At 62.8% G+C, this 25284-nt stretch carries 26 protein-coding genes and 1 tRNA gene; 9 read left to right on the top strand and 18 right to left on the bottom strand.

Annotation, left to right across the window (positions count from 1 at the left end):
* Positions 1-219: 219 nt before the first annotated feature.
* Together ACETII_RS19475 and dusA are read left to right on the top strand one after the other, a co-directional pair.
* Positions 220-1410, top strand: a complete 1191-nt coding sequence (locus ACETII_RS19475; RefSeq protein WP_472786635.1) for a glycosyltransferase family 2 protein — start codon at positions 220-222, stop codon at positions 1408-1410.
* Positions 1403-2419: a tRNA dihydrouridine(20/20a) synthase DusA gene (gene dusA, locus ACETII_RS19480; RefSeq protein ID WP_472786636.1), complete on the top strand. Its 1017-nt coding sequence runs from the start codon at positions 1403-1405 to the stop codon at positions 2417-2419. Before ACETII_RS19475 ends, dusA begins: the two co-directional genes overlap by 8 nt.
* A 3-nt stretch (positions 2420-2422) precedes the next feature.
* Here dusA and cobS read toward each other — a convergent pair whose 3' ends face one another.
* The 11 genes from cobS to ACETII_RS19535 all read right to left on the bottom strand — a co-directional run bounded on the left by cobS (position 2423) and on the right by ACETII_RS19535 (position 12068).
* Positions 2423-3196, bottom strand: a complete 774-nt coding sequence (gene cobS / locus ACETII_RS19485; RefSeq protein WP_472786637.1) for an adenosylcobinamide-GDP ribazoletransferase — start codon at positions 3194-3196, stop codon at positions 2423-2425.
* Positions 3197-3241: 45 nt separating this feature from the next.
* A complete protein-coding gene (locus tag ACETII_RS19490; protein ID WP_405044887.1) occupies positions 3242-3910 on the bottom strand; it encodes a type II secretion system F family protein in 669 nt (222 codons plus the stop codon).
* Positions 3911-4219: 309 nt separating this feature from the next.
* Complete coding sequence (locus ACETII_RS19495) at positions 4220-5047, bottom strand: type II secretion system F family protein (RefSeq protein ID WP_472786638.1); 828 nt, start codon at positions 5045-5047, stop codon at positions 4220-4222.
* Positions 5031-5195 (bottom strand): hypothetical protein, encoded by a 165-nt coding sequence (locus ACETII_RS19500; protein ID WP_472786639.1) that lies wholly within the window; start codon positions 5193-5195, stop codon positions 5031-5033. The genes ACETII_RS19495 and ACETII_RS19500 overlap by 17 nt, the downstream gene beginning before the upstream one ends.
* 6 nt (positions 5196-5201) lie before the next feature.
* The gene (locus tag ACETII_RS19505) at positions 5202-6638 is read right to left on the bottom strand and encodes a CpaF family protein (protein WP_472786640.1); all 1437 of its coding nucleotides are present in this window, start codon (positions 6636-6638) and stop codon (positions 5202-5204) included.
* 39 nt (positions 6639-6677) lie between these two features.
* On the bottom strand, positions 6678-7922 hold the full coding sequence (locus tag ACETII_RS19510) for a CpaE/TadZ family protein (RefSeq protein ID WP_363348803.1): 1245 nt from the start codon (positions 7920-7922) through the stop codon (positions 6678-6680).
* 15 nt (positions 7923-7937) lie between these two features.
* Positions 7938-8672, bottom strand: coding sequence for a CpaD family pilus assembly protein (locus ACETII_RS19515; protein ID WP_472786641.1), 735 nt, complete (start codon positions 8670-8672; stop codon positions 7938-7940).
* A 24-nt stretch (positions 8673-8696) separates the two neighbouring features.
* Positions 8697-10193, bottom strand: a complete 1497-nt coding sequence (locus ACETII_RS19520; protein WP_472786642.1) for a type II and III secretion system protein family protein — start codon at positions 10191-10193, stop codon at positions 8697-8699.
* A gap of 13 nt (positions 10194-10206) precedes the next feature.
* Complete coding sequence (gene cpaB, locus ACETII_RS19525) at positions 10207-11058, bottom strand: Flp pilus assembly protein CpaB (RefSeq protein ID WP_472786643.1); 852 nt, start codon at positions 11056-11058, stop codon at positions 10207-10209.
* Between the two features lie 176 nt (positions 11059-11234).
* Positions 11235-11741, bottom strand: coding sequence for an A24 family peptidase (locus ACETII_RS19530; protein WP_472786644.1), 507 nt, complete (start codon positions 11739-11741; stop codon positions 11235-11237).
* 165 nt (positions 11742-11906) lie between these two features.
* Complete coding sequence (locus ACETII_RS19535; protein WP_363348813.1) at positions 11907-12068, bottom strand: Flp family type IVb pilin; 162 nt, start codon at positions 12066-12068, stop codon at positions 11907-11909.
* A gap of 244 nt (positions 12069-12312) precedes the next feature.
* Between ACETII_RS19535 and ACETII_RS19540 the strand changes: the two genes are divergently transcribed.
* The 3 genes from ACETII_RS19540 to ACETII_RS19550 all read left to right on the top strand — a co-directional run bounded on the left by ACETII_RS19540 (position 12313) and on the right by ACETII_RS19550 (position 14379).
* Positions 12313-12903: a pilus assembly protein N-terminal domain-containing protein gene (locus ACETII_RS19540; RefSeq protein ID WP_472786645.1), complete on the top strand. Its 591-nt coding sequence runs from the start codon at positions 12313-12315 to the stop codon at positions 12901-12903.
* A gap of 125 nt (positions 12904-13028) precedes the next feature.
* Positions 13029-13616, top strand: coding sequence for a TadE/TadG family type IV pilus assembly protein (locus tag ACETII_RS19545; RefSeq protein WP_363348819.1), 588 nt, complete (start codon positions 13029-13031; stop codon positions 13614-13616).
* A gap of 52 nt (positions 13617-13668) precedes the next feature.
* Positions 13669-14379, top strand: a complete 711-nt coding sequence (locus ACETII_RS19550) for a TadE/TadG family type IV pilus assembly protein (protein WP_472786646.1) — start codon at positions 13669-13671, stop codon at positions 14377-14379.
* Between the two features lie 77 nt (positions 14380-14456).
* Here ACETII_RS19550 and ACETII_RS19555 read toward each other — a convergent pair whose 3' ends face one another.
* From ACETII_RS19555 to ACETII_RS19565, 3 genes are all read right to left on the bottom strand, one after another.
* Positions 14457-15956, bottom strand: a complete 1500-nt coding sequence (locus tag ACETII_RS19555; RefSeq protein WP_472786647.1) for a phosphomannomutase/phosphoglucomutase — start codon at positions 15954-15956, stop codon at positions 14457-14459.
* A 291-nt stretch (positions 15957-16247) separates the two neighbouring features.
* Positions 16248-18746 carry an ATP-dependent helicase HrpB gene (gene hrpB / locus ACETII_RS19560; protein ID WP_472786648.1) on the bottom strand — a complete coding sequence of 833 codons (2499 nt, stop codon included), beginning with the start codon at positions 18744-18746 and terminating at the stop codon, positions 16248-16250.
* Between the two features lie 73 nt (positions 18747-18819).
* Positions 18820-19815: a Tim44 domain-containing protein gene (locus ACETII_RS19565; protein ID WP_472786649.1), complete on the bottom strand. Its 996-nt coding sequence runs from the start codon at positions 19813-19815 to the stop codon at positions 18820-18822.
* A gap of 190 nt (positions 19816-20005) precedes the next feature.
* Here ACETII_RS19565 and ACETII_RS19570 point away from each other — a divergent pair, with 190 nt between their 5' ends.
* From ACETII_RS19570 to ACETII_RS19580, 3 genes are all read left to right on the top strand, one after another.
* Complete coding sequence (locus ACETII_RS19570; protein ID WP_472786650.1) at positions 20006-20812, top strand: thymidylate synthase; 807 nt, start codon at positions 20006-20008, stop codon at positions 20810-20812.
* A gap of 9 nt (positions 20813-20821) precedes the next feature.
* Positions 20822-21349 carry a dihydrofolate reductase gene (locus ACETII_RS19575; protein ID WP_472786651.1) on the top strand — a complete coding sequence of 176 codons (528 nt, stop codon included), beginning with the start codon at positions 20822-20824 and terminating at the stop codon, positions 21347-21349.
* A gap of 75 nt (positions 21350-21424) precedes the next feature.
* Positions 21425-21501, top strand: a tRNA-Pro gene (locus tag ACETII_RS19580).
* Positions 21502-21603: 102 nt separating this feature from the next.
* Here the strand turns inward: ACETII_RS19580 and ACETII_RS19585 are convergent.
* The 4 genes from ACETII_RS19585 to ACETII_RS19600 form a co-directional block, all read right to left on the bottom strand.
* Positions 21604-21864, bottom strand: coding sequence for a hypothetical protein (locus tag ACETII_RS19585; protein ID WP_363348879.1), 261 nt, complete (start codon positions 21862-21864; stop codon positions 21604-21606).
* Between the two features lie 102 nt (positions 21865-21966).
* Positions 21967-22689: an SDR family NAD(P)-dependent oxidoreductase gene (locus ACETII_RS19590; RefSeq protein ID WP_472786652.1), complete on the bottom strand. Its 723-nt coding sequence runs from the start codon at positions 22687-22689 to the stop codon at positions 21967-21969.
* Complete coding sequence (locus tag ACETII_RS19595; protein WP_472786653.1) at positions 22689-24056, bottom strand: AMP-binding protein; 1368 nt, start codon at positions 24054-24056, stop codon at positions 22689-22691. Before ACETII_RS19595 ends, ACETII_RS19590 begins: the two co-directional genes overlap by 1 nt.
* Positions 24043-24288, bottom strand: a complete 246-nt coding sequence (locus ACETII_RS19600; protein WP_472788193.1) for an acyl carrier protein — start codon at positions 24286-24288, stop codon at positions 24043-24045. Before ACETII_RS19600 ends, ACETII_RS19595 begins: the two co-directional genes overlap by 14 nt.
* 109 nt (positions 24289-24397) lie before the next feature.
* Between ACETII_RS19600 and ACETII_RS19605 the strand changes: the two genes are divergently transcribed.
* Entirely contained in the window at positions 24398-25273 is an 876-nt protein-coding gene (locus ACETII_RS19605) for an acyl-CoA acyltransferase (protein WP_472786654.1), read from the top strand.
* The last annotated feature ends 11 nt before the right edge of the window (positions 25274-25284 follow it).

Below are 25284 nucleotides of genomic sequence, written 5' to 3' on the forward strand. Positions count from 1 at the left end.
GGTACGACATCTTTCCTAGCGCACAAGGTTGCGGCGGCATGAGTAGTCGACGCCGACTGCGAAGGGAAGCAAAAAGCCGCCCTCCCCCGCCTGCTGAACGTGGCTTGCCGCTCGGCGCCTAAACGGATTATCTTGCCCGGGCGCAGGCATGAACGCAGCCTTAGGCAAGCCGCCAGCAGAGCGGTCAACTCTCCACCCGGACCCTCAAGACGCAGCTGAATGGCGAACGAAAGACCCTGCCAGATCGAGATGATCCGCCACGCGCCGAAGCGGCCGATGACGGCGTTTTTTCGGTTCTTCAATTCTGAGGGCGAGTGCGTCCTGGCCTTCCCCTATCGCCTGCAAGACCGCGTCACTCATTTCAACGAAGTGATGATGGATCCGCGCCTGTCCGTGCAGGTCGACGCTGGCGAGGCCGACGCGCGGATTTCGGTGCGCGTGCGGCCTTGCGACAGTTATTATCAGTTTCGGCGCAAGCTTTCCCATTTCCTGGGCAACTTCCGCACAAAGCCCGCTCCGCCCAGGCCCGATCCCACGCGCATCGCTCCGTTCGTGGCCGAGGGAACGGCGACGTCGTCGGAAACGCCGCTCGTCAGCATCGTCATTCCGACACGCGATCGCGCGGCCCTTCTGGCCCGCGCCGTAGAGACGCTGTTCGAGAATGCGCGCTGGCCGAACAAGGAGCTCATCATCGTCGACAATGGCTCCGTCGAGCCCGACGCCCTGGCGCTTTTCGATCGGCTTCGCGCGCGGCCGAACGTCACCATCCTGCGCCGTGACGAACCCTTCAATTTTGCCCGCCTCGTCAATGAAGGCGCGCGTGCGGCGCGTGGCGACGTGCTGGCCGTGCTCAACAATGACGTCGAAACCGACAACCCCGACTGGCTGGGGCCGCTCGTTCGGCTCGCAATCGACCCGCGCGTCGGCGTCGTTGGCGCGAAATTGCTGTATGAAGACGGAACCGTCCAGCACGCCGGCATTGTGCTGGGCATCCGCGGGCTCGTCGCCCACGCCGGATGCGGGCGCGGCCCTGACGACCCGGGCCCCTACGCCATGTTGACCACGACGCGGCGGGTCTCGGCCGTCACAGGCGCTTGCCTTTTCACCCGCCGCGACGTCTTCGACGCGCTGGGAGGCTTCGACGAGGCCTTTGTCGTCGAGTTCAACGATGTCGATTATTGCCTGCGCGCCGGCGCGGCGGGTTACGCGGTCGTTTACGCCGCAGAGCCGGCCCTCATGCACAAGGAGGGCTCGACGCGGCAGGCGCGCCCGCTACGGGAGCGGGAGGTTCTCGATCGCAGCCTCTTCGTGCGACGCTGGGGCCGCGCCCTCATCGACGATCCGTATTATCCGCCCGAGCTGACGCTGCGCGATGAGTCGCTGGCGCTGGCGGAGACGAAAAATGGCTAGCCTTCTAACAGCCGCCGACATCCGTTTCTCCGTCGCCCCCATGATGGAGTGGACGGATCGTCATTGTCGCTTCTTCCATCGCACCCTTACCCGGCGTGCGCGTCTCTATACGGAAATGTTGACGACCGGGGCCGTGATTCATGGCCAGCGCGACAGGCTCCTGGGCTTCGACGCGTTCGAGCAGCCGGTCGCCTTTCAACTCGGCGGCTCGGATCCGGGCGAACTCGCGCGCGCCGCGAAAGTCGTGGAAGCCTTCGGCTATTGCGAGGTCAATCTCAACGTTGGCTGTCCCTCGGACCGGGTCCAGAACGGCGCCTTCGGCGCCTGCCTCATGCAGCGTCCCACCCTCGTCGCCGATTGTGTGAAGGCGATGAAAGACGCGGTCGCTCTTCCAGTCACCGTCAAGTGCCGCATCGGCGTCGACGATCAGGACCCCGAGCAAGCACTATTTGAAATGGCGGCGCGTTGCGTGGCCGCCGGCGCCGACGCCCTCGTCGTTCATGCGCGCAAGGCGTGGCTGCAGGGTCTGTCACCTAAGGAAAACCGCGACGTTCCGCCCCTCGATTATCCGCTCGTGCATCGCCTCAAGGCCGCCTTCCCGGCGACGCCGATCGCCATCAACGGCGGCATTGCGACGATTGCACAAATGCAGGAGCAGCTTCGAGTGATGGATGGCGTCATGGTCGGACGCGCCGCGTATCACGATCCCGCTCTCCTGCTCGAGATCGACCAGGCGCTCTTTGGCGCGCCGGCACCGGTCAAGGACGGCTTCGCCGCCGTCGACGCCTTTCTGCCCTACGTCGAGCGCGAACTCGGCAAGGGCGAGAAACTCTCCAATATCACGCGCCACATGCTTGGCCTCTTCGCGGGCCTGCCAGGCGCCCGCAGCTTCCGTCGGCGGCTGGCCCTCGACGCGGTCCGGCCTGGCGCGGGCGTGGAGGTTCTCATTGGGGCGGTCAGCGAAGTGACGCGCGCCATGGCCCGGCTTCGCGACGTTCATGCGGCGTGACGCTCACCGGGCCGACAGCGCCGTTAGCACGGCGATCTCCGCGACCTGCTGCGCGGCGCCGAGAACGTCGCCCGTATAACCGCCAATCTGCCGCTGCGCGAGTTTCGACACGACGACGGCGGCGCCGAAGGCGCCCATGATCGCCACGACGGTCTGCGCGAGCGACGCGCCGGCGAGCGCGGGCGTCACAGCGATCGCGGCGCCCAGATAAAGGGCGACGCGCGTCGCCGCGGGGGACGGCGTCGCCGCAGAAGCCCCGGCGCCGTCTCCGCGGGCCGGGCGCATCGTCACGAGCGGTATGAGACCGACGGCGCGCGACAGCGCCGACGCCGCAATGATCGAGACCGCCGCGAGAACGGCGCCCCGCTCGAACAGCGCGCCAATCGCGGCGACGCGGGCGAAGGTCGCCAGGCAAAGGGCCAAGCCGCCAAATGAGCCCAGCCGGCTGTCGCGCATGATCGCAAGCTTTTGATCCCGCGTTGCGCCGCCGCCGAAGCCGTCGGCGACATCCGCCAGACCGTCTTCGTGCAGCGCGCCCGTCGCCAGAGCTAGAGCGCCGACGGCGCCGACCCCCGCAACCGTCGCCGGCAGATGTAAGAGCGCCGCAGAAATAACGACGACTGAGCCAACCCCGCCGATCGCTGCGCCGGCCAAGGGCGTGGCCCAGCTCACGCGCGAGAAATCGGGCATGACATGCCCTTCCTTTCCCGCGCTCACAGGCAGACGGGAATAAAATCGCAGGCACGCGCGTATGTCATCGCCAATCGTGGGGGTCATGCCCTTTCATGGCCGAAGGCGGTAAAATTGTCGAGCGCCAGCGCCTCAATTCATGTGAACGATCTGAATGGCGGCGGGAGCCAGCACCACGAGCATCAGAACGGGAAGAAAGAAGATGATCATCGGCACCGTCAGTTTTGGCGGCAGAGCGGCCGCCGCCTTTTCGGCTTCCATCAAGCGGGCGTCGCGGCTTTCCTGAGCGGTTACGCGGAGCGCCTGCCCGAGCGGCGTTCCATACTTTTCCGCCTGGATCAGCACGGTCACGACCTGCTTGGCCGCGGCAAGGCCGGTTCGCGCCGCAAAATTATTGTAAGCCGTCCGCCGGTCCGGCAAATAACTCAACTCCGCCGTGGCCAGCGCAAACTCCTGCGCGAGCTCAATGGACTGAGAGCCAACTTCCTGCCCGACTTTTCGAAAGGCGGCTTCAATCGACATCCCGGCTTCCACGCAGATCAGCATCAGGTCGAGGGCGTCGGGAAACGCTCTCCGCATCGATTGTTGCCGCTTGGCGGTCACATTGCTCAAAAAGAGCTCGGGCGCCTTGATCCCGGCATATAACGCCGCCACGCAGGCCCCCGCCTCAGTCATGAACTCCGTGTCAGGATCGCCTAAAACATAGAAGTACAGGATCGCAGCGATCAAAAAGGCGATTGGCGAAACGGCTCTGAAAAACAGGAAGGCGATTTCGGCTTGCGGCCCACGATAGCCGGCCATGGCCAATCTGTCTCTGGCGTCCTCCGTGTTCAGCCACGTTGAAAGCGAAAAGCGCTCCACCACATCCTTCATATAGGCGTTGGCCTCCTGACGCAGCGCCTTCTGCGACCCGTTCTGCATTCGCCCGCCCTGGCGAAACTTCTCGCGCTCGCTCAGGACGCTTTTCCTACGCTTGGCGTAGTCGTCATTGGACGCGAAAAACAATCCTACCATTGCAAACATTGCGCTTACCGCGACCGCCGCCAGCACGCTTTTCAAGAACGACGGGTCGAATAGTTCATAGCGCATGGCGCCCTCCGCGCTCGCCCGTCAGAAGTCGAAATTGATCATTTTATGCATGATCGCCACGCCGATCCCCATCCACACCAAACCGCCGGCGAGGCATATCTGGCCCAGCGTCGTCGTGTAGAGCAAAGCCATGTAACTGGGATTGGTAAAAGTTACGGCGGCGCCGACGAGAAACGGCAGCGATCCAATGATGCCTGCGGAGGACTTGGCTTCGGCAGACATCGCTTTCACCTTCCCTTTCATCTTTTTCCGCTCGCGCAGAACCCGCGCCAGGTTTCCAAGCGCTTCCGAAAGATTGCCGCCAGCCTTCTGCTGGATATTGATGACGACCGCGAAAAAGGCCGTCTCTGATACTGGGACGCTCTCAGCCAAGCGCTCGACGGCCTCGCTCACCGTCATGCCGATCGTCTGCGCATCGACAATTCGCCTGAATTCACTGCGCACCGGCTCCTGTGCTTCCGTCGCAATCACACGCAGACAATCGGCGACCGGCAATCCGGCTTTGACTCCGCGAATGATCACGTCGAGCGCGTCCGGGAACAGCTCAATGAATTTCCCGGTTCTCCGCTTGGCCAGGAACGAAAGGAGCCAGCGGGGAAGCGCTAATCCGCCGGCAAGAAGCGATACGACAGTAAAAATCTCGTTGCCGCCGCCCACGTAGACAACCAAACAGAAGAAGAGGCCAGCAACCGCCGATCCTAGATAAAAGACCTGCACGGACCAACCCAATCCCGCCTGCTCGATCTTCTGCTCGAGGGTAACTGACTTGTTCCGCTTCTTATCCTCGATCTCCTTCAAGCTTTCACTGATGGCCTTGCGGCGCTTCGCCGGATCAATCCGAGCTTCCACTTTCCGCGCGGGCCCCGCCGCTGATCAGCGCGGCTTGCCGCTTCTGCGCTTTCAATCCGCCGGAGATGTAGGGATAGAGAAGGCCGTACAGCGCGGCGCCAACCGCGACCAAGAAAAGGACGGCGATTACGAGCTTTCGGTCCAACATGGCGTCCTACACGTCTTCGGGCTGGCGCGCCGCGTCGAGGGCTGCAACCAGCCGCTGTTCCTCGCCATAATAGCGCGCGCGTTCGATAAATTTCGGCCTGCTGATCCCCGTCGATCGATGTCGACCGATAAGCTTGCCATTGGCGTTCTCGCCGAGACTCTCATAAACGAACAGATCCTGCATCGTTACGACGTCGCCTTCGGCGCCCAGAATCTCGGTGATGTGCGTCACCCGACGGGAACCGTCGCGCAGGCGCGTGGCCTGGATCACGATATCGACGGACGACACGATCATGTCGCGTATGGTTTTCGACGGCAACGAAAAGCCGCCCATTGTGATCATCGCCTCGAGGCGACCGAGCGCTTCGCGCGGCGAATTCGCGTGCAGCGTTCCCATGGATCCGTCATGGCCAGTGTTCATGGCCTGGAGAAGATCGAACGCCTCCGGGCCGCGCACCTCGCCGACGATGATGCGCTCGGGACGCATGCGCAGACAGTTCTTGACGAGTTCCCGCATCGATACGGCGCCCTGCCCTTCAAGATTGGGCGGGCGAGTCTCCAGCCGCACGACATGCGGCTGCTGAAGCTGAAGCTCTGCAGCGTCTTCGCAGGTGATGACGCGCTCGTCTCCATCGATGTAGTTTGTCAGGCAATTCAGCAGCGTCGTCTTGCCCGACCCCGTGCCCCCGGAGATCAACACATTGCACCGCACGCGCCCGATGATCTTCAACACTTCGCCGCCCTCCGGCGAGATGGCGCCGAAGCGAATGAGCTGATCCAGCGTAAGCTTGTCTTTTTTGAACTTGCGGATCGTCAGCGCGGGGCCGTCAATTGCGAGCGGAGGCGCGATGACATTGACGCGTGAACCATCGAGCAGGCGCGCATCGCAGATGGGGGACGCGTCATCGACGCGACGACCGACCTGCGAGACGATTCTCTGGCAAATGTTCATCAACTGCGCGTTGTCGCGAAAACGTATATTCGTCAGCTGGATTTTCCCCCCCACCTCGATGTAGGTCTTGAAGGCGCCGTTCACCATGATGTCGGCGATGTCGTCACGCGCCAGCAGTGGTTCGAGGGGACCATATCCCAGCACATCGTTGCAAATGTCTTCGAGCAGCTCCTCCTGCTCGGCAATGGACATGACAACATTCTTGATCGCAATGATTTCATTGACGATGTCGCGTATCTCGTCACGGGCGTTCTCCGTGTCGAGCTTGGAAAGCTGAGAGAGGTCGATGGCCTCGATGAGGGCGCCGAAAATTACGCTCTTGGTCGTATAATATTCTTCGGATTTCTTCGACTCCATTGGAGCCGCTACCGTCTCCGGCTCCTTGCTTGGGGCCGTTTGCAGGTTCGATGGCCCCTTTGTCGCTAGGACCGACGAAGCGGGCGGCTGAGCGCGCCCTGCTTCTTCGCCAACGATCGTACGCTTTCCAAACATTGGGCCCTATTCCCTACGATAACCGCCGATACCGCGGCTTCAACCCGCCTTCATGCGGCCGAGACGCTCCATAAGCGGCGCAAGCAAGGTTCTCTTGGCGCGGCGCCCGACCGATCGGCCCATCAACAATTGAGCGATGTCGTCAATTGTCTCGATAATCTTGGAATTCGCGTCGACTTCGGCGAGCATCTGTCCATTATTCGCGGCGGCTCCGAACAATCTGGGTTCGAAGGGAATCACCCCGAGCGGCTCGACCGCGACCGCCTTCGAAAACTCACCAAGCGAGATTTCCGGCCGACGCGGCACCCCGACCATATTGAGGATCAGCCTTGGCGAATGGTCGTTGAGGCGAGAAGCCCGCAGGGCGTCGAACAGCGTCTTCGCGTTGCGAAGATTAGTGAGGTCCGGCGAGGCGACGATCACGACCTCGTCCGCGGAAACGAGAAGGCGCCTCGTCCAGCCGTTCCATTGGTGCGGCACATCGAGAACCGAACAAGGCACCGTCGCGCGCAAGACGTCGAGAGTCGTGTCGAACGCATGCTCGGAAAGATCGTAGGAGCGGTCCACCGTCGCGGGTGCCGAAAGGATGCTCAACGTATCGCTGCATTTCGAGGAGAGACGGTCGATGAAATTTGCGTCGATGCGGTCCGGCGAGTACACGGCGTCGACGATGCCTTGCGGCGGATCCTGATTGAAATCGAGTCCCACCGTGCCGAACGCAAGGTCCAGGTCGACGAGAACCGTCTGAAGAAGCAGCTGCCGGGAAATCGACCAGGCGAGGTTATGCGAGACGGTCGAAGCGCCGACGCCTCCTTTTGCGCCGGCGACCGCAATAACGCGGCCGAGCATTTCCCCGCTTGCATTATTATAAAGCGCCGAAACCTGCCTGATGAAGCCGATGATATTGAGCGGCGCGACGACATAGTCGCTCACGCCCCGAGCGATCAGGTCGCGATAGAGGCCAATGTCATTCTCGTGGCCGATGACCATTACTTTTGTTCCAGCGTCGCAGCATTCGGCAAGCTGCTCGAGCTGCTCGAAAAGGACGCCCCGGTCGGACGAAGACTCGAGAACAATGAGATTCGGCGTCGGTGATGTGCGATACGCCTCAATGGCGGCGGGGATGCCTCCGATATGGACCTTTACATGGGCTTTCGCCATACGCCGATCTTTCGCAGCGTTCTCGATCATCTGCGCCACATCGGCCGAATCCAGAAAACCCTGAACCGAAATCCGGGGAATGGGCGCAATATGGTTTGCGTGGTCGTTAACCGCTATCGACACTGCTGCACCCCGCCCTTAGCCGCCGACGCCGCTGATGCTCGCGCCATTGACGCGCCAGCTCGTGCTCGGATCGCTTCCTTGACGCAAGTTCTTGATCGCCCGCATTCGCATCTCGACGTCGGAAGGCGTTTCACCACGAGGATTCGCGAGGTCGCGGGGGTCTGCGACCTGAGCCGAAAGCGTCGCCTGGGTTGCGCAACCGAAGTTCCAATAGGTTTCATTCTGCCAGCCGGCGGTGCTGGTTCCGGACGCCAGATCCTCCGGCCACTCGCCGCAGCGATTTGAGACCTTCGCCTTCAAGGACTGGAAAGAGAGGCGAATAGGCGCGGCCAGCTTCGGGTCGACGACCGGGTATGCGCCTGTCACGACAACCCCTCCGAGCCCCGCCGAAGCAAGCGCGCGCTTCACAACGTCGACGCTGCCCGCTGCAACATTCGCGGAGGGACTCCCCGTAGGGACCATCACGCTGATCCGGCCGTGGCCGAATTCCTTGTAGCGGGCGATGAAATCCCGAAGACGCCCCAGGCTTTCCGAATCCAGACGACCGCCCTCCACGTATGGGAAGAGGTCGAGAACCTGCGGCGCCTCCGTGAGCACGATCGGATGACGGTCACGGTAATCATAAGGCGTGACGGGCGGCGGCAACGCGTGAGGCGCCGCGCAGCCTCCGAACACGACGAATGTCGTCAGCGCGAGCAGGCTGCGCGCTCGCAATCGACGTGGCGTGATTTTCGCTGACCTTGAGCACATGAGCATGGTTCCCCGTCAGGCGCGTCAATCGTGAATAAAGCCGACGCGGCCCTTGAATTTTTGCATCATCTGCGGATTGTTCCGCGCCGAATAAATGCGGTTGACCCGGCCCAGCAGCCAACCCTGGGGATCCGAGGCGTCGACGAATCCATCGTCTGGGCGAGTGACTTCCTGTTGCGAAAGCGGTCGAGCGATGTAGGGCGTGACGACCACGAGCAACTCGCTTTCATTTCGCTGATAGTCGCGGGAGCGAAATAGCGCGCCGAGGATCGGCAGATTGAGCAGGCCCGGAAGTCCGTTGATCGCCTGGGCGCTGGTTTGGCGAAGCAGGCCGGCCGTCGCAATCGACGCGCCGGAGGGCAGTTCGACTGTCGTCTCGTTCTTTCGCGACTTGAAACCCGGGACTGTGATGTTGTTGTAGGAAAAGCTTGCCTGAAGGTCCACTTCAGTGACCTCCGTCGCCAAACGCATCGAGATACGCCCCTCGGAAAGCACCGTTGGGACGAAATTCAAGGAGACGCCGTAGGGCTTGAAGGTGATGCCTGGCGTACAGACAGGCGTCGCTCCACTCGACGAAAACGTACACGCCCCCGATCCCGGCACGGCGATCTCGCCGCCGACCACCATTTTGGCCTGCTCGCCGGAAACCGCCGTTAGCGTCGGTTCGGCGAGAATGCGCGTAACGCCGTAGCGTTCGAACGCCTTCAGCGTCGCCTTCGTATTGTTCTGGCCATTGATTGTGAGCGCGGACGCGGACATCGTCGGATTGACCCCGAACGGATTCTCCGACACGAATTTGCCCCACCCGCCATCGAGCAGCGTGTCCCCTTGCGCCTGCGCGGAAATTCCGAGCTGCTTGATGACTCTGCGGTCAATTTCCGCGACTGTTACCTTGAGCGTTACCTGTTCCTGTCCACGGATCACGAGCGCATTAATGACGTTTCCACCTGCATCGCCAACGGGCGCCCCCGCCACACCCGCGACGGCGCTCATCGCCCGCGAAGAGAAACCCTTTGCGATGTCGACCGCGCGCTGTGCTTCTCCCGCCGAAGCGACCGAACCCGTCAAAATTATAACGTCGTTCACCGTTCGAGCGGTGATATCGGAGCGTGGTAAAGCCGCCTTCAGAAGGGGCATTAATTCGCCCACGTCGCGACCGATGCTGATCTCCAGATTAGCGACCTGCCGGCCGCTCGAATCCAGCCCGATAATCGTCGTCTGGCCAGATTCGCCGCCGATCACGTAAATCTTGCGCGCCGTCCGAACGACAGCGTCGGCGATCTTTGGATTGCCCACGACCAATTCCGAGACGTCCCTGGGAAGGTCAATGATCAACGACTTGCCGGCGCCCATGGAAATCCGGCGTGACAGCATCGGGCCGCTTCCTGACTCGACGGGCGTCCGCTCGATGACTTGCGACGCGGCGACGCCGATGGCGCCGAGGGTCATTGTCGAGACGGCGACGCCGCGCAGGATCTGCCTTATGAACTTCATCGTCGGCCCTGTAGTAAGAAAGGTCATCGGATTGGATCGTTCACCTTGCGCGGAGCTTCGAGGGCAAGCCGCGCCTGACCAAGGTTAGACCTTCGTCCTTCGTGTCTTCCTGCCGCTGCGGATCGTCTTCCCCCGCTTTTTTCTGAGCGTCGACGATCGGTCGCAGCATCAACGTCAGCAGCCCGCCGCGCTGTGCGACCAAGATGAATTCAGCTTGGTTCGGATCGAGTTCCAACGTCGCGGTGGACCCCGTGGCGGTCGACTCGGACCCCTTCTTTTCGACGGTTTGGCCGATCGCCAACACCCGCACATTCGCCAAGAGCAACTCAGAGGCGTAGACCTCGCGACCCTCCTCCCGTGAGGCGTCCGCGTCGCGATAGATACGCAGCACGTCGACGTGATCATTGGGAAGTATGAAACCGCCCGCGGTGCTGTTCAGCGAAACGTCGATCGCGACCGCTCGCATGCCTGGACCGAGCATTGTCGACATGAGTCCAGTCGCAGCGCCTTTGACCAATCGCTCCCTGCGAACCGGGTCGCCCGTCATCATGGGAACGCGAACGTATGACGACGTCACATCCTGGATGGCGTTGGGACTGCCGCTTTTCGTGATTGCGCCCGCCGGGACCGAAGCCTTCGGCCATTCCGCCCAGGAGATATCCGCTTCAACAATCTCGGCGCCATACGTCAGATCGCGCGTTGCAACCAGCACCTGCTCGACCGTCGGCGCCGGGGGCTGGAATGCAGGCACAGGCGCCTGCGGATTGTCGCCGCTCATCATCATGAACGCCGCGCCTCCGGCGACGAGCGAGATACCGAGAACGACAATTTGTGACCTGTTCATCGCGAATGCTTTCAAACCTGGCAAGCTCGAACGTTGCAGGAATTTCACCAGCGATGTGTCAAATTACAGTTAACCAGACGTTGCTTGACGGAGGGATATCGCAACCTCTCGCCAGCAAAGGAGATCTTGCTCGCGATACTCGGCCGCAGCCGTCGCGCCGCCTATCGAATTGCGGGAACTTCGACTTCGTCTGCAATTGGAACGAGAGTTCAAGCCGATTCGACTCAGAGGCTGGCCAGACCGCGCCAAATTGTGCTGTAGGGGTAGAGGAGAACGCCAGCGGTCCCGAGCGCCACTCCATAAGGCATGTGGTTCGACGCCTTATCAGCGACACGCGCAAGCAAGCGATACGATGATGCGCGGTCGGCATGATCGTACCAGCGGATCGTCATGATCGATAGCGCGACAGCGCCGCCGATGATCGAAAATACCAAGAGATACTCGAGCAGATTTTCGATCCCCAGCCAGAGCGCGGTTGCGGATGCGAGCTTGGCGTCGCCGCCGCCGATGTACCGCATCTCAAAGAGAATGAATGTGATCGCCAGAACGACGAGACAGCAGGCGACATGCATCGCGACCAAGACCCAGGGCGTTCCCAGCCAGGCGGAAAACGCCAGATAGCTGAATGCAAGAATGAGCGAAACGAGATTAGGGATCGTCAATGTCAGAAGATCGGAGAAAATGGCAAAAGCCATCAAGCCGGGGAAAACGACAAGCGCGAGGTTTTGCATATTCGTGCGATCCTTGCGTAAAGCTCGGGGATGGCGCCGACGTCACAAAGACGCTTGCGAGCCGAGGACTCGAGTTGATGCATTGAACGCTGCAAGAGCGAGAAGTCTAAAGACAAGCGGCCCCGTTTCCGGGGCCGCCATGCGTTCCCGCGATCCGCGGGGCGATTAAAGGTTGCCCTGAACGTTGTTGAAGGTCGCAGACAGCTTCGTGCCGAGATTTCTGGTCACTGCGATCACGGCGACGCCGATCAACGAGGCGATCAGACCATATTCGATCGCGGTGGCCCCAGACTCGTCCTTCAGGAAACGCGCAAGAAAAGTCTTCATGATTCTGCTCCGAACTAAGTTGACAATCGCCGGACCGGCTCCGTTACTTCGGTTTTCGGCGAACAGGCATAAGCTAGGCCGTGAACCCTTTCGAACTGGTTGATAAACGCCGGCCATGGCGGATTTTTGCTTCGAGAAGGATGATTCAATCCTGGATTGCGCTGTACAACAAATGCGACAGGCGACAATTGAAATGTAACTAAGGTCTTTTCCTGTTTTGCGATCTTGGCAAATGCAGTGATTGATGGCGATTTCGTTTCAGGAATCATTCACGTTTCATTGTTTCATTCCTGATGACTTCGCTGAATGCAGGCGCGCTCGCGCCGCGTTCAATCAAGAACGCGCAGCCGAAATTAAGGCTAAGGTGGCTTACATGACACTGTGTTTTCCTCACTTGCGCGCGGCTGTCGTCGTCGCGTCGACGGCGTGTGTGATTCATGGGGCCGCCGCTGAGGAGCGAACCATAAAAATTGACATCGAGCGCGCGCGGATCGTCAAGCTCCCCGAGGGCGCGCAAACGCTCATCATCGGCAACCCGCTCATTGCCGACGTCACGATGCTGAAGGCCAATCAGCTGATGGTGATTACCGGCAAGAGCTTTGGATCGACGAATTTAATCGTGCTCGATAAAGACGGGGCGCAGGTTGGAGAGTCCGTCGTCACAGTGACGCCAGCCGAAAACAAGGTCGTCGTGCAGCGTGGCCTCCATCGCGAGTCTCTGTCCTGCCAGCCACATTGCGCCCCTGCCGTCGATCTTGCCGATGACATGCAATATATGAGTAACGTCATTGGGGCTGCGAAAGCTTACGAGGCGGCGACGTCGGGACGCAAATAAGTTGATCGCCGCAGCAGCGCGCCATCAATGCCCCGGCCTCTTGCCAGTAGAGACAATAGCGAGACAGAAAACACGCGTGCGCGAATCTTTCGGATGACGCCGGCAAGCGACTCGGGACTGGTGACATGATTGGTGATAAATACCGACCTGCTGTGTTCCAGATCGTTCAGTGGCGAAAGGAGCGCGTCGCCGCGTTCATCTCGGACGATCGGGGCTATGGCGTCATCGAGTTCGCAATTGTCTCAGTGCCTTTCCTCGGCCTCCTTCTGGGCATTTTTGGAATCGGTGAACAATATCTCCGGCTGGCGCAGTTGCAGAACGCCGCAGACACAGCTGCTCGGATGATTATGACCAGCACGGCCACTGGCGCAATGAGCCATGGCGACTTCATCAAGAATTATGTCTGCACCTGGAAGTCCAAGGGGACCGTCGATCCAGGCACGCTGAGCCGGATGTTCGATTGCGACACCGTCTACGCCTTGGTAGATCGTATCTACAGTTATTCGAACCCCATTGCCGTTCCCAACCCAGCAACGCTTTCGTATTCCGTCGCCTGGGCCATGCAGCCGGGCCAAATTGGCTTTGTTCGCGTCTATTACCCGGCCAGCCGCTTGAGTATTTTTGGAAGCCTGGCTCCGACCTACCTTGCTGAAGGGAAATTCGTGCCGCTCCTTAGCGCCGTCGCAGTTTTCCGTGTCGAGGCGCAGTTTTGATGAGTGCGTCCCAGGATTGGCGCTGAACAGACGGGGTGGAAGAGGCAAAGCGATGAAAAAAGCCGGCGTCAATTCAGCCTTCGTCCGCGACAATCGGGGCGGCATCGCCTTCGAATTCGCCTTGATCTTGCCGGTGATGCTGTCCGTCATCTTGGGGCTCGTGGAAATCTCCCGCTTGCTCAATGCGAAAAAGAAGGTGGAGCTCATCGCCCATGCGATGGCGGACCTCGTGGCGCAGAAGACGGATGGGGGAGACTATCCCGGACAGGCTGGCCTCAACGACGATGACGTCCTTCAGATATACGCCGCCGCGAAGACCCTGTTGGCGCCCCTGCCGCCGGACAAGCTGAGAATTGGTGTTTCTGAAGTGAGAATTCGACGACAATCGTCCACGCCGTCAGGCATCACGAATTGGGTCATGCGCTTGAACAACCCGGCCGCGGATCAAACAAAATACTGCGCTGTCGTAGGCGGGGGCGGGGTAAAATGGTTGTCGCCTTCGGAGGCGTCTCCGAGCATGAATATTCCTGATATCAAAGGAGCCTCCGATAGCAATTTGGATATTTGGATCCTCATCGCAGACGTCTCTTACAGCTACTCGCCGGGATTTAGTTTTGCAGCATTTTCCTGGAAAAATGCGCCGAGCTGGACCTGGCGGGTTTCCAGCTATGCGCCGGTCCGAAACACTTATTCCGATCCAGACATTCAGTACAAAGTCACAAACGCGGCGTCAGGCGAGAAATGCAGCGATCCCGGCACGTGAAGGCATAGATGTCTTCGCGTCCCCGGGTCCGCGCGCCGATGCTGGGCGCCTCTGCGCCCGCGTAATGCTTGTCGCCTTCAGATCGTCTGATTATACGCGCCCACCTCTGGGTTCTCGCGCAGAATAGCGTCGATCGCGACGAACATCTCGCGCATGCGCTCTTCCGAAGCAGGGCTCTCGACCACGACCACGAGTTCGGGCTTGTTGGAAGAGGCGCGCACCAGGCCCCACGTGCCGTCGGCGACGGTGACGCGCACGCCATTCACCGTCACGACGTCGCGGATCGCCTGACCGATCAGCGTTTCGCCGCGCGCCTTCATCCCGTCGATGCGGGCGGTGACTTTCTTCACCACTTCATACTTCTTTTCGTCGTCGCAATGCGGCGACATGGTCGGCGAGCCCCAGGTTTTCGGCAGCTCCCCATAAAGGTCCGCCATTGTCTTTCCGGGGTTGCGGTCGAGCATTTCGAGAATATGCACGGCGGTCAGCAGACCGTCGTCGTAGCCGCGGCCGATCGGCGCGTTGAAGAAGAAATGTCCGGACTTCTCGAAGCCCGCGAGCGCGCCCAAATCATTGACCCGGCGCTTGATGTAACTGTGGCCGGTCTTCCAATACTCCGTATGCACATGCCGCGAAACGAGCTCCGGGTCTGTTGCGAAAAGCCCGGTCGATTTTACGTCGACGACAAATTTTGCGCCCGGATAGACCTTGGAGAGATCGCGCGCGAGCATCACGCCGATCTTGTCGGCAAAAATCTCTTCGCCGTGATTATCGACGACGCCGCAGCGATCGCCGTCGCCGTCGAAGCCCAGCCCCACGTCGGCGCCGGTCTCGCGCACTTTATCTGCAATGGCGTGCAGCATATGCAGGTCTTCGGGGTTGGGGTTGTAGCGGGGAAAAGTGTAATCGGGCTCGACGTCGAGCGGGATGACTTCGCAGCCCAGCCGCTCGAGCATGTTCGGCGCGAAGGCGCCAGCCGTGCCATTGCCGCAGGCGGCGACAACCTTCATCTTGCGCGAGAAGGCGGGCCTGCGCGTGAGGTCGTCGAGATAGCGCGCGCCGAAATTCTCGATGTAGCGATAGGCGCCGCCGCCCGCCTCCCGGAATTTGCCGGAGAGAACGATCTCCTTCAAGCGGCTCATCTCTTCGGGCCCGAAGGTCACGGGACGCTGCGCGCCCATCTTCACGCCTGTCCAGCCATTGTCGTTATGCGAAGCCGTGACCATGGCGACCGCCGGCGCGTCGAGTTCGAACTGAGCGAAATAAGCCATGGGCGAAAGCGCGAGTCCAATGTCCCGCACGCGCACGCCCGAGGCCATCAACCCCGCGATCAGCGCGAGCTTGATAGAGGCGGAATAGGAGCGGTAATCATGGCCGGTGACGATGTCGGGCGCCACGCCCATTTCGTGAATCAGCGTGCCGAGCCCCATGCCGAGCGCCTGCACGCCCATCAAATTGAGTTCGGGACCAAAGAGCCAGCGGGCGTCATACTCACGGAAGCCCGTCGGCTTCACTAGCGGCTTCTGCTCATATTCAAATGTATTGGGCGTGAGGGCGGAAACAGGCTTGGGCAGCATGGGATGTCCTTGGCGCTCGAAATGGCGCCCGTCGTTTACACCGTCGCGCGCGACACGGCAAAACGTTCCCCGCCTCAATCTCCGCAACCGAGGAGTTGCTTCGATGTTCCGCGCTCCGGACATTGGGGGGAGGCCACGCTGCCCTCGCGCCTCCCCCCTGTCTCCAGAGACATGGCGATCTTGTTCGCAAATGATTTCCCGCTGCTTAATGGGATTGTCGAATCCTGTCGCTTCGAGTCGAATTGAATGTCGGCGGGAGAGCTGGAACTTAATCGCTCGCTCGTCCATTGCTCAGGCCGGGCGCGGTTTTGCGCGCGTGGTCGGAGCCGCCTGGGCGGGATCGTCCGGCCAGAGGTGGCGCGGATAGCGTCCTTTCATTTCCTTCTTCACGTCGCGCCAGGAGCCGGCCCAGAAGCTCGGCAGATCGCGGGTCGTCTGAATCGGCCGATGCGCCGGCGAGAGCAGTTCGAGGGTGAGCGGCGCGCGGCCGCGCGCGAGCGTGGGATGCTGCGCGAGGCCGTAGAGCTCCTGCACGCGCACAGAGAGCAGCGGGCCGTTGGGCGCGGCGTAATCGAGCGCGTGGCGCGCGCCCGCGGGCGTTTCGAAATGCGCGGGCGCTTCGGCGTCCAGGCGACGCATCATCTCGTATGGCAGCAACGCGGCCAGCGCCGCGTCGAGGTCGCCCGGCGTAATGTCGGCGAGCCCCCCGCGGCCCATGATAAAGGGCGCAAGCCAGTCCTCGGCGCATGACGCCAGCGCCAGATCGGAAAGGTCCGGCCATTCCGCGCCCTCCGCCCGGCGCAGAAACGCGACGCGGTCGCGCAGCTGCGCCTGGCCCTTCGTCCACGGCAGGCGCGAGATTCCGAGCTGCGCAATCCCGCGCGCCAGCGCCCGGGCGCCATCCTCGTTCGGCTCCACGGGAAGGTTCTGTTCGCTCAAGCGAATGGCGCCGAGCCGGCGGAAGCGGCGGCGCCGGAGGCTGGCGCTCGCGGCTTCAAAGACGGTCTCGTCTCGAAACTCAATTCTCCCCGCGCCGATCTTCTCCACCTCCTCCGCATCGAGCGCACAGGCGGCGAGGATGCGCGCCTGCGCGGCGCGGCCGGTGAGTTCCGCAATGGCGAGAAAAGGCGCGCGCGACAGCGGGTCCTCGACCGGAAGGCTCGCGGCGCGGCCATTGGCCATGAGGAAGTCGCCTTTATTGCCGCGCGATTTGGCGATGCGGTCGGGAAAAGCGAGGGCGATGAGCGCGCCTTCGGAGAGCCCCCGCCCCGGCCCTCCCGCGCCGACCGCTGGAGTTTGCGGCAAGGGCAGCGCCGCTTTGGCCAAACGCGCCCAGTTCGCCGCAAGTCGTCTTGCCTCCCGCGCCCGTTTGGAGCCATCTCTCTGCATCCGCTCCAGGCGGTGCGACAGATCGGCGTCTGCGCCCCCGAGGCCCCGCTCCGAGAGCAGAATCGCCAGTTCCGCCGCCCGCTCGGCCTCGCCATGCCGCGCCGCGTCCAGAATCATGCGGGCGAGGCGCGGCGGCAGCGGCAGGGCGCGCAACGCCTTGCCTTCGTCGGTGAGCCGCCCCTGTGCGTCGAGCGCGCCGAGGTCGCGGTCGAGCGCGACGGCCTCTTTCCACGCCGGCGCCGGCGGTGGGTCGAGCCATGCGAGCTGGCCCGGATCGCTCACCCCCCAGGCCGCGAGATCAAGCGCCAGACCCGAGAGATCGGCGGCGAGGATTTCGGGCGCGGCGAAGGCGGGGAGCGCCGCGGTTTGGGGCTCGTCCCACAGGCGATAGCACACGCCGGGCTCGGTGCGCCCGGCGCGGCCGCGCCGCTGATCGACGCTGGCGCGGGCGGCGCGGACCGTCTCCAGCCGTGAGAGGCCGAGGTCCGGCTCGTAGAGCTGGACGCGCGACAGGCCTGAATCGATCACGATGCGCACGCCTTCGATGGTCAGCGACGTCTCGGCGATCGACGTCGCGAGCACTACCTTGAGGCGCCCCGGCGGGGCGGGAGAAATGGCGCGGTCCTGTTCGGCGCGATCGAGGGCGCCGTAAAGCGGCGCGATGTCGACGCCCTCGAGCCGCGCCTCGGCGAGGCGCGCGGCGACGCGCAGGATTTCCCCCTGCCCCGGCAGAAAGGCCAGAACCGAGCCCTTTTCCTCGCGCAGCGCCCGAAGGATGGCGCGCGTCACGGCGTCCTCGATGCGTTCATGGGCGTCGCGGCCGAGATAGCGCGTCTCCACCTCGAAGGCGCGGCCCTCGCTGACGATCGTCCGCGCGTCTCCCATCAGCGCCGCCACCCGCGCCCCGTCGAGCGTCGCCGACATGGCGACGAGGCGCAGATCGTCGCGCAGGCCCGACTGGGCGTCGAGGGCCAGCGCGAGCCCGAGGTCGGCGTCGAGCGAGCGCTCGTGGTATTCGTCGAAGAGAACGGCCGCGACGCCCTCGAGCGCCGGGTCGTCGAGGATCATCCGGGCGAAGACGCCTTCGGTGACGACTTCGATCCTCGTCTTGGCGGAGACCCGCGATTCCAGCCGCATGCGCAGGCCGACGGTCTCGCCGAGCCCCTCGCCGAGCGTCGCCGCCATGCGGCTCGCGGCCGCGCGGGCGGCGAGACGGCGAGGCTCGAGCAGAATGAGTTTGCGGCCCTGCGCCCAGGGGGCGTCGAGCAAAGCGAGCGGCGCCCGGGTCGTCTTGCCGGCGCCCGGCGGCGCAACGATCACCAGATTGGGAGATTGAGCGAGCGCCGCCTGTATGTCGGGCAATACGGCGTCGATCGGCAGAGCGTCTTGCGGGCGTGTCAAACTGCGGCTCGTTAAACAGCAAAAGGCGCCCCCTCCGCAGAGGGGACGCCTTTCATTAGCAGCCTTTGCGGCGTTACGCCGCCTGCTGGATCGCCGACAGCTTCCAGCCCTGCGGACCAGCGCCCGCGGGGCGACGGAAGGTCCAGACCTCGGTCGCCTCGGAGGGGCCCTGAGAGCCGGGCGCGGGCTTGCCCGTCGAACGGTCTTCCAGCACGTCGTTGAGCGCGAAGCGCATGGCGACGGTCGCATATTCGTCCGCGCCCTCGCGCCAGGCTTCCGAGAGGTCGCCCTGCAGCAGCTTCACGTCGGTGACGCGGTTGATCAGCCCCTTGCGGCGGTTGGCCTCGAGCTCCTCGTCGAAATGGCGGACCATTTCCGGCGTCGCCATGCCGCGCAGCGCGCCCATGTCCTCGCGGCTATAGGCCGCCTGCGACGCGCCGAGCAGGCGCTCGAAGGCGTTGAAGTCCTCCGGCGCGACCTTGATCGGCGTCGTCGACGGGCGCTGCTGGCCCGCTCCGCCGCCGAAGCCGAACGGCCCCGCCCCGCCCGCGCGGCCGCCGAAGGGCGCGCCGCCGGTGAAGGAGAAGGTCGAGCCTTGCGGGCTGGCTCCCGCCGGCGCGTTGCGCCGCTGCCACCAGGCAAAGGCCATGCGCGCCAGGAAGACGATCAGGGCGATCTGCATCAGGAAGCCGATGAAGGACATGAAGCCGCCGATGCCGCCGAAAAAGCCGTTGCCCGTCAGCATGCCGAGAAGGCCCGCGCCGAGCAGACCGCCGGCGAGGCCGCCGAGCAGACCGCGGCCGAAGGACGAACCGCCAAAGGCCGGGTTGTTCAAGCCCGGCTGGCCCATGCCATAGCCTGAGCGCGGCATGTCGCTGCGCTCGAAGGGCGAGGCCATTCCCGGCGCGGTGCGGGTCGACGGCGGCGCAGACCAGCTTCGCGAGCCGCGCGAGCCGAAACTGCCGCCCCCGCCCATACGCGCCTCGGCGATGGCCGGCGCCAGCGCCAGCAGCGCCGCAAAAAGCAATGAAATCAGCGATCCGCGCTTTTGCGCAAGAAACCGCAACATTTGTGCATCCCCTTTTGTAGAGAGCGAGGCTCCCCATCGGGGGAGAATATAGGAACGGCGGCGGAAAGCTGCAAAGGGCGGCTCCTCATCCGACGCCGCTTTGCGGGGCCGGATGAGGGGCCGCGCCGCTTTCACGGGCGCTCGCCCAGTGTTAGGTAACGGGCTCATCGATGAGCATAGCCAAGAGCCCATGCGCCCCTATCTCGACCTGCTCGACACGATCCTGCGCGACGGCGTGCGCAAAGAGGACCGCACGGGCACGGGCACGCTCTCGATCTTCGGCCATCAGATGCGCTTCGACCTGTCGAAGGGCTTTCCGCTCGTCACCACCAAGCGGGTGCATCTCAAGTCGGTGATCCACGAGCTGCTGTGGTTTCTGAAGGGCGACACCAATATCGAGTATCTGAAGGCCAACGGCGTCACCATCTGGGACGAATGGGCCGACGAAAAAGGCGATCTCGGCCCGGTCTATGGGAGCCAGTGGCGCGCCTGGCCCACTCCGACCGGAGAGACGATCGACCAGATCGCCTGGCTCGTCGAGGAGATCCGGCGCAATCCCTTCTCGCGCCGGCTCATCGTCACCGCCTGGAACCCGGCGGAAATCGATAAAATGGCGCTCGCGCCCTGCCATTGCCTGTTCCAGTTCCATGTCGCCGAGATCGACGGACATAAGCGGCTTTCCTGCCAGCTCTACCAGCGCTCCGCCGACGTTTTTCTCGGCGTCCCCTTCAATATTGCAAGCTATGCCCTGCTCACCCATATGGTGGCGCAGGTGACGGGCTGCGTCGCCGGCGATTTCGTTCACAGTTTCGGCGACGCCCATCTCTACCTCAACCATCTGGATCAGGCGCGGCTGCAACTCACCCGCGCGCCGAGACCCCTGCCCCGGCTGGCGCTCAACCCCGCCGTCGGCTCGATCTTCGACTTCCGCTACGAGGACATTACGATCGAGGGCTATGACCCCTGCCCGGCCATTCCCGCCCCCATCGCCGTCTGAAGGAGCCTCATGAACCCGAAACTCGTCGCCGTGGTGGCTCGCGCGCAAAATGGGGTGATCGGCGTCGGCAATGGCCTCCCCTGGCGGCTTTCCACCGATTTGAAGCGCTACAAGGCGCGGACCTGGGGCCGGCCGATGATCATGGGCCGCCGGACCTGGGACTCGATCGGCCGGCCACTCCCCGGCCGGGAGAGCGTCGTCGTCACCCGCCGCCCGGGTTTCGACGCCCCCGGCGCTCATGTCGCCAGCACCATTGAAGAATCGCTCGAACTGGCGCGCCGAATCGCAATCCGTATGGGGTCGGACGAAATCATCGTGGCGGGAGGAGAGGAAATCTACCGCGCCCTGCTCGACCAAATTGCGATGATCGAACTCACCGAGGTTGACCTCGACATTCCGGGCGACGCGCATTTTCCCCTGCTCCACCCCACGGATTGGGAGGAAATCGCACGGGAAAGCCCGCCGCGCAGCGAAAGGGACGAGGCCGACTTCGCTTTCGTAACCCTCCTCCGGCGAGGCGGCGCGAAGATAAAATAACAGGCGGAGACCAGTTGCGAGAACGGCGCGCAATGGCTATAAGGCCCTCGAAAGCGGCCCGCGCGGCCGCCGGATCGGAGTGTAGCGCAGCCTGGTAGCGCACCTCGTTCGGGACGAGGGGGTCGGAGGTTCGAATCCTCTCACTCCGACCATCAAAAAATTCAAAAACCAGACAGAATGCCGTTAGCCTCGGACCGCGCCCCCCGGGACGAGCGGCGATCAGCGCTCGCCGAGTGCGGCCCCTCGCAGCGGCGCTAGTAATTCTCCAATACGAAGCAGTTGAAGTCTCGTTCGTCGCCGTACCGCCATTGGCGCAGGTCGTAGCGATAGAACGTCCTGTGACTTGGGTTGGCGGACAGCAAGAAGAGGCCACAACGGCCGGCGTAGACCAGATCTTTCGTCCCCGCCCCTCTCCCCAGGGCAAGCGACGGAGTCGCCGCCGCGGCGGCGACGGCCAAAGTCAGGACAAGCACGCTGAATAACCGCTTGCACAGTTTCGGGCTGCTGCGTCCCATGCTCGACCTCCGTTTGTCAGAGTCGTCATCAGCAAGAAACAGCCTGTCGGCGCCGATGTTCCGCAAAGGGCCCCACCATGGCGGCGCAGCTCGACGGCGCGCTCAAGCGGTCGCGCCTGCGTCGACCGTGAGCACGGTCCCGGTCACATTGCGAGCTTTTTCGTCGAGCAGATAAGACACCGCATTGGCGACGTCCTCCGGCGCCGCGAGACGCCGCAGCGCAGCGCGCGCCGCGATCCTTGCGCGATCCGCGTAGTCGAGTTCCGCCGTCATTTCGGTCTCGATGAAACCAGGCGCCACCGCATTGATGGTGACGCCTACGCGCCCGGCTTCTCGCGACAGCGATTTCGTGAAACCGATCAACCCGGCCTTGGTGGCGGCATAGACGGACAGGCCATTGTATCCGGTCGACGCAATGATCGAAGAAACATTTACGATCCGCCCCGCGCTCGCGGACATCATTTGCCTCAATACGTATTTGCTCAACATGATCGGCGCCGTCAAATTGATGCGAAGGAGCGTCTCGATTTCGGAATTGTGCATGGTGGCGAGAAGGCCTTGCGTGCCCAGGCCCGCGTTGTTGACGAGCCCGTAAGGCGCGCCGAAGCGCTTCTTCAGGGCAAGCGCGAAAGCCGGGATCGCGTCGAGCTGCGAAAGGTCGAACGCAGCGAAGGATAAGGCGCCGTCTTTTTCCTCCATCAAGTCGCGCAAGGCGTCGCCCTCCTTGCGGGCGACGGCCGTCACGCGAAAGCCGTCTTCGATCAGCCGCCGGGATATGGCGAGCCCGAGGCCTCGGCTGGCGCCGGTGACGATGACGTTCCGCATCACTCGCTCCCGCGCAGCAGCTTGCCGCCGGGCGACAGCGGCAATGTGGCCACGAAAGTGACCGCGACAGGCGCTTTATGGCGTTCGAGGCGGGCGCGGCAGCTTGCGAGGATCTCCTTTCGCACCACGACTTCGCCCTCAGGCGGGACGGCCTTGAGCACCACATCCGCGACAATGATGTCGCCGGTGATCGGACTGCGCCGCGCCTTGACGCGCGACATGCGCACCGCCTCATGGCTATTGATGACCTGCTCAACTTCCTCGGGATGAACCTTGAGACCGCCGACATTGATCGCGCCGCCGCGCCGTCCTCTGAACAGGATGCGATCGTTGACGGGTTCGACGAGGTCGTCCGTATCGACGAAGCCGTCGTCATCGACGAGCTTCAAGCCGACCGCGCCCATATAGCGTTCGGCCCTGCGACGCGACCGCAGGCGCAGCGTTCCGTCGACGATGCGCAGCTCGACGCCCGGCAGACCATCGAGGTAGCACGCCGGAAACCCCTCGAGTCCGTCGACGACTTCGAACCCCACGCCCGCCTCGGTCGACGCATAAGCGTGAACAATCTTGGCTTGTGGAAACGCCTTTGCGAGCGCGTCGAGGATGGCGCGGTCCGCAATCTCTCCGGAGAGCCTGACATACCTCGGGGAGATGCGCGCCGCCTCGCCGCTCATCAGCAAGCGGCGCCAATGCGACGGCGTTCCAGAAAGATGCGTTACGCCAAGTCTGGCCATGCGATCAACATGGCCAGAGAGCGGCTCGTCGCCATCGGTAATGACAAGCGACGCGCCGCTCGTGACTGCGCGCAGGAAGATCTGCATCCCGCCGAATCGTCTGATATCGTAGAATGTGCTCCACACCGGCGCCGGCGCGCCGCGGTCGCGCGCGGCAAGCGTGGCGGTCAGACTTTCCAACCGATGCGCGACTAGTTTCGGCGCGCCCGTCGTGCCGGAGGTGGGAAGAATCCATTCCGTGGAGATTGACGCGCGTCGCAAAGGGGCGTCCGCTCCCGACCGGCTTAGAGCGTAGCGCTCCACGAGCGGACCCAGGTCCTCGATACAATCGTCATGGACGACGCCTTCGACGCGAGCTTGCATCATCGCCGACGCCAGTCGCTCGCCTTTGAAATCCGGCGGGACGACAAGCATTGACGCGGCGACGCCGTCGAGCGCCAGCATCGCCCGCGCCGCATCGAATTGCGATGAGACGGAGATCAGCGCGGATTTGCCCGCAAACGCCGCCGCCTCTGGGAGCGCGGTCAGAGCAAGCGCCTCACGCCAGCCGATCTCGCGATCCGGCGCAAAAAGCCCCGCCTCGGCCGTAGGATTCGCGTCCCGCAGAAGCTGGCGCAGGTCAGACGCCGGCATTTGCATAAAGCGCGACGAATTCCGCTAAGGTTACCGGAAAATAAATTTCCTCCGACGCCGTGAAGGGGTCGACGCCGAATTCATCCTCCAGCCGGGCGACGATGATCGCAAAGCAAAGCGAATCCAGCCCGGCCTCCGCCAACACCGCGTTATCAGTGAGCGGCGACAGCTCTCTTTGTTGCTCCAAGGCCACCTCCTGCATGACCCGAACGATCGTCGACCCGACGTCCATCGCCGCCACCTCTTCATTCTCGGCTAAGAAAGCTTGGCTATTCCTACCTTGAGCAGAGCGGAGATTTGTTAAACCGCTTCGATTTTCGAAGAGCGATGGTTAATCGCGCATGAGCAATGCGATGTCGCGGCGACTACGCTGCAGGCAGATCACCGACGTTGACGCGCCATCGCTCGTCCCGTTGCTGGCGAGCGGCTTTCGTACGCGCTCCGCATCCTACTGGTCGCACGCGCTGCGGGTTCTAGCGGATCGCGACGCGCCCGCCGGCTATCCGCGCTTCGGCTATCTGCTGGAGGCCGGCGACGGCGTTCCCGCAGGAGTCGTCCTTACGATCTTCCACCGCCGCACCGACGGAGACATTTATTGCAATATTTCCAGCTGGCACGCCACGAAAGCCCTGCAAGGCTACGCCTCCCTCCTCATCGTCGCCGCACTGCGGCACAAGGAAGTCGTCTATCTCAATATCTCCCCGGCAGAATCCACTTGGCCCATCATCGAGGCTCAGGGCTTCAGGCGCTATTGCGAGGGTCAGATGCTGGCGGCGCCAGCGCTCAGCCGCGTAACCCGCTCGGCGCGCGTTGTTTCCTTCGATTCTTGCGGCGACGCTCGATTAGCGCTCGCGGAAGACGAGCGGGCCCTGATGCGTGAACACGTACAGAAACACGCCTGCATAGGGCTCGTCGTCCAAGACGGCGTTGAGACTCGCCCTTTCCTGTTCCTGCCGAGACGGGTCTCATTGTCGCCGGCGACGACAGTGCAACTGGTTTATTGTCGCGACGTAGCGGATTTCAGTCGCTATGCGGGCTCTCTCGGGCGCGCCCTTCTTCGACATGGCTACCTAACGGCCCTCATCGACGCAAACGAGAAGTTGTCGGGCGTGGCGGGCCGCTACTTTAGAAATCGAGGCCCGAAATATTTCAAGGGACCCCACCCGCCTCGCCTCGCCGACCTTTCCTATTGCGAAAATGTGCTCTTCGGACCCTGATTTGGCGACGC

The sequence above is a fragment of the Methylocystis sp. NC52PC genome, from assembly GCF_055698645.1.